Annotated in this window: 5 protein-coding genes; all 5 read right to left on the bottom strand. The window is 73.0% G+C overall.

Annotated features, from left to right (window positions below):
- The coding region (locus tag ACEPPI_RS31805) for a PfkB family carbohydrate kinase (protein WP_373918719.1) at window positions 1–1,478 on the bottom strand (1,478 nt) is incomplete at its 3' end.
- Window positions 1,479–1,581: 103 nt separating this feature from the next.
- Window positions 1,582–2,931 (bottom strand): phenylacetate--CoA ligase family protein, encoded by a 1,350-nt coding sequence (locus ACEPPI_RS31800; RefSeq protein WP_373918718.1) that lies wholly within the window; start codon window positions 2,929–2,931, stop codon window positions 1,582–1,584.
- 49 nt (window positions 2,932–2,980) lie between these two features.
- A complete protein-coding gene (locus ACEPPI_RS31795) occupies window positions 2,981–3,664 on the bottom strand; it encodes a hypothetical protein (protein ID WP_373918717.1) in 684 nt (227 codons plus the stop codon).
- Window positions 3,661–5,007 carry a hypothetical protein gene (locus tag ACEPPI_RS31790; RefSeq protein ID WP_373918716.1) on the bottom strand — a complete coding sequence of 449 codons (1,347 nt, stop codon included), beginning with the start codon at window positions 5,005–5,007 and terminating at the stop codon, window positions 3,661–3,663. Before ACEPPI_RS31790 ends, ACEPPI_RS31795 begins: the two co-directional genes overlap by 4 nt.
- Before the next feature lie 356 nt (window positions 5,008–5,363).
- On the bottom strand, window positions 5,364–6,272 hold the full coding sequence (locus ACEPPI_RS31785; RefSeq protein WP_373918715.1) for an RNA polymerase sigma-70 factor: 909 nt from the start codon (window positions 6,270–6,272) through the stop codon (window positions 5,364–5,366).
- Window positions 6,273–6,350 lie beyond the last annotated feature (78 nt).

Below are 6,350 nucleotides of genomic sequence, written 5' to 3'. Positions count from 1 at the left end.
CGGACGGCGCCGGTCACCGCCTCCGAGAGCAGCGCGCCGCCCGCGAGCAGCGCGGTGGCCGACGCGGCGAAGCAGTCACCGGCTCCGCACGTGTCCGCCCCCGCGACACGCCGCCCGGGAACGGCGAGGGGTGAGGACTTCGCCGAATCCAGCAGGAGGGCGCCGTCCGCTCCCCGGGTGACGGCGACGCCGACGGCCTGCCAGAGGTCGACGAGCTGCCGGCCCCGCTCGATGTCCGCCCCCAGGTCCGCGCCCGCGACGCCGAGCGCGAAACGGCTCGCCTCCGCACGGTTCGGGGTGACCAGCCGGACACCGGGGACGGGTCGGGCACCGCGCGGGTGCGGGTCCCAGACCATCGGCGTCGCGGGAGCGGCGGCGGCGAGGGCCTCCCGGACGGAGGCGTCCCCGGTCAGCCCGCGCCCGTAGTCCGAGACCAGAACGGCGCTCGCGCCGGCCACCAGCGCGCGCTCCCCTTCGGTGAGGGCGCGGCGCGGTCCGGGCACGGCCTCGGGGGCCTGGCTGAACATGAGCACCGTCCGGCCGTCGGCGCGGACCCGGCTCTTCACCGGGGTCGGCCCGGCGAGCCCGAGGTCGATCACCCGGATCCCGGCGTCCCGCAGCAGCCCTCCGAGGTCCCGGCCTTCCTGGTCGTCGGACAAGGCCGTCACCAGGGTGACCGGCCGTGCGCCGCGCGCGGCGAGCAGGGCGGCGAGCCCGGCACCGCCGGGCCGGGAGCGGACCTCGACGTGGTCGACGACGACGACCGGTGCCTCCGGGGAGACCCTGTCCACCGTGCCCACCAGGTCCCGGTCCAGGAGCGCGTCGCCCACCACGACCAGCCCGCCCGGCTCCGTGGGCGTGTCCCCCTCGGGGGTCGCCGCCGGGCAGACGCCGAGCGCGATGTCGACACTGGCGCAGAGGATGTGCACGGCCACCAGGTGGCATTCCTGGACGGTCGCGGTGGGACCGTGGGCGCGGACCGACTCGTCGGCGAGTCCGGTGAGCGGGTTCGGCTCCGTGCCGGTGAGGGCCCAGACCGTCATGCCCCTCTCGTGGGCGGCCTCGGCGGCCCGCAGCACGTTCCCGCTGCGACCGGAGGTCGACAGCAGCAGCAGGACGTCGCCGGGTCGGCCGTGGGCCCGGACCTGGCGGGCGAAGACCTCGTCGTAACCGTAGTCGTTGCCGATGGCCGTGACCGCCGAGGTGTCGGCGTGCAGGGCGATCGCCGACAGCGGCTGACGGTCGTCCCGGAGCCGCCCGACCAGCTCCGACGTGAGGTGCTGGGCCTCGGCGGCCGAACCGCCATTGCCGGCCGCCAGCAGGCGCCCGCCGCGCCCGAGCCGTAGGGCCAGCTCGCTCCCCCACACCCGCAGCCTCTCGACGTCCAGCAGGACGAGCGCCTGTTGCAGGTGCTCGATGTGGTCGGTGCCGTTGGCGAGCGGCTTCGGCTGCCGCGGGACACTGCGCGCACCTGTCACGGGGGACCTCCGGGTCTTCTTTGGCGGCGACCGCTCGGGGCGGGCCGGGTCGGGGCCGGTGCGGCCGGTGGTGTCGGGTGGCCGTCGCCGGCCGGCCCGTCCTTCAGGAGTGGATGTACCTGGTGCGTTCCGGGGCCTGCGCGACCTCCAGACGCTGGACCACCGGGTTGCGCTTGCCGCCCGCGGTGAGCACGAAGGCGCCCTCCGGCCGGTGGCGGAGGCGGAAACCCCGGCCGGGCCCGAAGTGCTCGCCGAGCCGCGAGTTCACCGACCGCGCCGTCGCCGCCGCGTCGTCCGGGGCTCCGACCGTGACGAGGTCGAGCAGCCCGGGTTCGTGCTGCACCACCTGGAAGTCCGGCAGCCCTGCGGCGCAGAGCGCGGCCAGCAGCGCGTACGGCGAGTACGCCGCCCCGTCGGCCCCGACCAGGCTGCTCCCGGAACGGCCGAGCAGACCGTCGGTCACCGTCCCCGGGAGTCCGCAGTCACAGGTGGTGGGCCGGGGTGCCAGATCGCCCGTGACGTAGCGGATCACCGGCATGGGGGTGGAGAGCAGTTGGGTGAGGACGATCTCGCCCGTCTCCTCGTCTCCCGCCGGGGTGATCTCCGGCAGGACGAAGTCGTCCTGGAAGTGCATCCGTCCGCCCCGGCACTCCCAGGCCGCGTAGCCGGTTTCCGAGGTGGCGTAGAGCATCGTCACCCGGCAGTCGAAGGTCTCCTCGACCAGGCGCCGACCGCTGTCGGGCATGTGCTCGTAGGTGGCGACGACGCCCTGCGGCCGGAGCCGGAGGCCCCGTTCGGCGCAGTAGCGCGCCAGTGCGATCACCCGGCTCGACGTACCGGTGACCAGGTCGACGGGGAGCCGGCCCACCACGGCCTCGTAGTCGGCGACGATGTCGGGTGCGTCGGGGTCGAAACCGCCGAGGTTGCACTTGACGTAGGGGCGCGGCAGCATCACCGGTTCGAGCAGCGGTGTGCCCCCGAAGAGCAGTCCCACGTTGAGGACCGTTCCGCTGTCCGGGAGGCCGAGGTGGGCGCTGAACCGCTCCCGGATCACGTCGTTCGACAGACCGCCGGTCTCCGCGGTGGAGAGCAGGGCGACCGGCTGGCCGGTGCTGCCGCTGGTCTGGGTGAGGAAGAAGCGGCCGGGCTCCATCAGGCCGGTCGCGTCACGGCTGATGGAGTCGAGGAAGTGGGCCCGCAGATCGCTCTTGCGGGTCAGCGGGAAGTCGCTCAGACCCACCTGCTCCCGGTCGCGCAGCGCGCGGTACCGGGGCACCCGTTCCCGGGCGGTGGCCAGCAGCCGGCCCAGTCGCTCGGCGCCCCGGTCCTGGTCGTACGCGGTCAGGTCCGTTATCTCCCGGCGTTTCTCCCGGAACCAGGAGGATGACGTCTTGCGCGCCATCCGCTCACGCATCTCCCGGACGTCGTGGGCGAGGTCACTCGGCGGATTCAACACGGCCCTCCAGATTTCTTCGTCGAACGGCCCTCGGGCGGGCCGGTCGTCACAAGGTGGTTTCCCGGTGCGTACGTGACGGGACGTTCCGCGCGTTCGTCCCCCGGCGGGACGGGCGTCCGGTCGGCGGCCCCGCCGGGCGGTGGGGCGGGGGCTCCTCGACGGCGACTTCGTCGGGCAGTTGGCAGCGGGGATCGGACTGCCCGCCGTCGAGCAGCTTCCGGAACAGGCCGCCGGGTGGGGCCCACAGGACGGCCGTGACGCGCGGGTTCGCCATGAGCGTCGGGCACTCCACCCGCTGCCAGGTGTTCCCCCTCCTGACGGCGTCACCGAAGATGATCCGCACCTCACCCCGTGCGGCTTCGGAGAACCCCACCGAAGCGCGTCGCCAGAAGGCCGCGGCCCTTTCCGAGTAGTCGGAGTAGAACGGGGTGGGCAGATCGAGGTCTTCGATCAGCATCATCATCGTCCGCCCGCCGTACTTCTCGGCCGTGGCCTTGGCCGCCCCCTCGACCGACTTCCCCCCGTAGGTGCCGCTGTAGTACCAGAGCGCGGTGGGACCGCCGCTTTCCACGGCACTGCGCATCTGTTCTCTCGTCACCCACCTGGAGAAGTCGTTCGTCTGCCCGGGGAGGATGACGCCGCCACCGTTGGTCGGCCCTTCGTGCGCGAAGGGGACCGACTCGCCGAGCGGTTCGGCCCTGATGGCCGGAGCGTCGCCCCGCGGTGTCACAGGTATGCCGAGCGTTCAGGGGTGTCCGGCGGCCGCAGCCGCTGGACCACGGGGTTGCGCTTGCCCCGGGCGGTGAGCTGGAAGCCGTGGTGCGGGCGGTGGCACAGGCGGAAGCCGCGCCGGGCACCGAAGTGCGCGTCGAGACGGGCGTTGATGTCCCGTACGCAGGCCGCGGCGGCCTCGACCGGGCCGGCGGTCACGAGGTCGAGGGTGCCGGGTTCGTGCTGCACGACCTGGAAGTCCGGCAGCCCGGCGGCGGCCAGCGCGGCCAGCAGCGCGTAGGGCGAGTAGGCCGATCCGTCGCGACCGACCAGGCTGGTGCGGGCCCGGCCCAGCAGACCGTCGGTCACGGTGCCGGGCAGGCCGCACCCGCAGGCGACGGGCCGGGGCGCGAGGTCGCCCGTCACGTAACGGATGATCGGCATGGGGGTGGAGAGCAGGGCGGTCAGGACGATCTCGCCCGCCCCGTCGGCGCCGACCGGCTCGATCTCGGGCAGGACGAGGTCGTCCTGGAAGTGCATGCGCCGCCGCTCGCATTCGAAGGCCGCGTATCCGGTCTCCGACGTCGCGTAGAGCATGGTCACCGGACGGCCGAACGCCTCCTCGACGATACGGCGGCCGCTGTCGGGCATGTGCTCGTACGTGGCGACGACGCCACGGGGGCGCAGGGCGATGCCGCGGCCCAGGCAGTACCGGGCCAGGGCGACGACGCGGCTGGACGAGCCGGTGATCTCGTCGACCGGGAAGCTGCCGACCACGGCCTCGTAGTCGGCGACGATGTCGGGCGCCTCGGGGTCGTAGCCGCGCAGGTTGCACTTGACGTAGGGGCGCGGCAGCATCACCGGTTCGAAGAGCGGGGTGCCGGGGAAGAGCAGTCCCACGTTGAGGACGGTGCCGCTGTCGGGCAGGCCGAGGTGGGCGCTGAACCGCTCGCGGATCACCCTGTTCGACAGTCCGCCGGTCTCCGCGGTGGACAGCAGCGTGACGGGCTGTCCGGTGCTGCCGCTGGTCTGGGTGAGGAAGAACGCGCCGGGGGCCATGCGGCCCGTCCCGTCGCGGCTGATGAAGTCGACGAAGTGCTCGCGCAGGTCGTTCTTGCGCGTCGGCGGGAAGTCTCCCAGGCCCGGGCGCTCGCGGTCGCGAACGGCTCGGTAGTACGGGACCTGTTGCGCGGCGGTGGCCAGCAGGCGGTCGAGGCGCTCGCGCCCGCGGCGGGGGTCGTACGGAGCCAGGTCCTCGATCTCCCGGCGCTTCTCCCGGAACCAGGCGGTCGACGCCTTGCGCGTGACGCGCCCGCGCAGCCCCTGGAACTCGCGCTCCAGATCACTCGGCAGCTTCGGCACACGGTCCTCCTTGTGGACGGGGGCCGGGGGCCGGCGACCGCGGCCGGCGCCCTGCCGGGACGGACGTCAGATGCGCTCCAGACCACCCGAGACGGCCTCCAGGTCCTCATCGGTGACCTCGGCGTCGAACTCGTCCGAGGTGGTCGCCTGGTCGGCCTTCTGAATGTCGCTCACGATTCCTCCATGCAGGGTCATGTGAAATTCCGATGGAAACCGTTCGGGAATGTGCCGCCCGGGTCCACCGGATTCTTTTCGTCTCCCGGTCGGGACGATTCGAAGCTAAGGCTCCCGACGCAATGGCCACAAGAATGTTCCGCCGCTTGCTCGGGAGCGTGTACGAATGGGTCCGGAGCGTTTCACCGATTGGTGTCACGGTCGTCCCGGCGGTGCAGGCCGGCCAGCTTGTCGGGGTTGATCTGGAAGCGGAGGTTGCGCATCAGGCCGTCCTCCAGGTCGTAGGTGATCGCGCCGACCGGGGTGTCGCCCGCCAGGATGAGGAGGCCGAGCTCGCCGTTGATGACGGCGGGGGCGGGAACGGGGAGGACGTCCACGGCGTCCCGCGCGGCCTTGGCGATCACCCCGATCAGGAAGCGGCCGACGTGGTCGGCCCCGTACAGCGGCCGCCTGGCGGCGCTGACCTTGCCGCCGCCGTCCGACCACGCGGTGACGTCGGGGGCGAGGAGTTCCAGCACGGCGTTGAGGTCGCCTCCGGCGCAGGCGCTCAGGAAGCGGGCCGTGACCTCCTCGCGCCGCGCGTCGTCGGTGTCGTAGACGGTGCGCCGCTCCGCGACGTGCTTGCGCGCCCGGTGCGCGATCTGGCGGACCGTCGGCTCCGGGCGGTCCAGGAAACCGGCGATCTCGGCGTGCGCGTAGCCGAAGGCCTCGCGCAGCACGAACACGGCGCGCTCCACGGGGGTGAGGCTCTCCAGGACGACCAGCATCGCCGTGGACACGTCCTCGGCGCGTTCGCGTTCCTGCGCGACGTCCGGGGTGGTGAGCAGGGGCTCGGGGAGCCAGGGGCCGACGTATTCCTCGCGCGTGGCGCGGGCGGAGGTCAGGCGGTTGAGCGAGAGGTTGGTCACCGTGCGCACGAGGTACGCCTTGGGGTGCCGGACCTCGGACCGGTCGGCCTTGTTCCAGGCCAGCCAGGTGTCCTGGACGATGTCCTCCGCGTCGCCGACGGTGCCGAGCATGCGGTAGGCGGTGGCGAACAGGAGCCTTCGGTGGGCGTCGAAGGGGTCCGCTTCGGGTTCGGTCGTGATCACTGTTCGATTCTGCACGGCGGTCCGCGCCCGGGACCGGCCGCGGGGCCGGGCTCCCCGCCCGGCCCCGGGTGGTCCGGG

Source organism: Streptomyces sp. AB3(2024), from assembly GCF_041862025.1.
In the GTDB taxonomy this organism is placed as follows: Bacteria; Actinomycetota; Actinomycetes; order Streptomycetales; family Streptomycetaceae; genus Streptomyces.
This window is presented reverse-complemented; position numbering and strand designations above follow the sequence as displayed.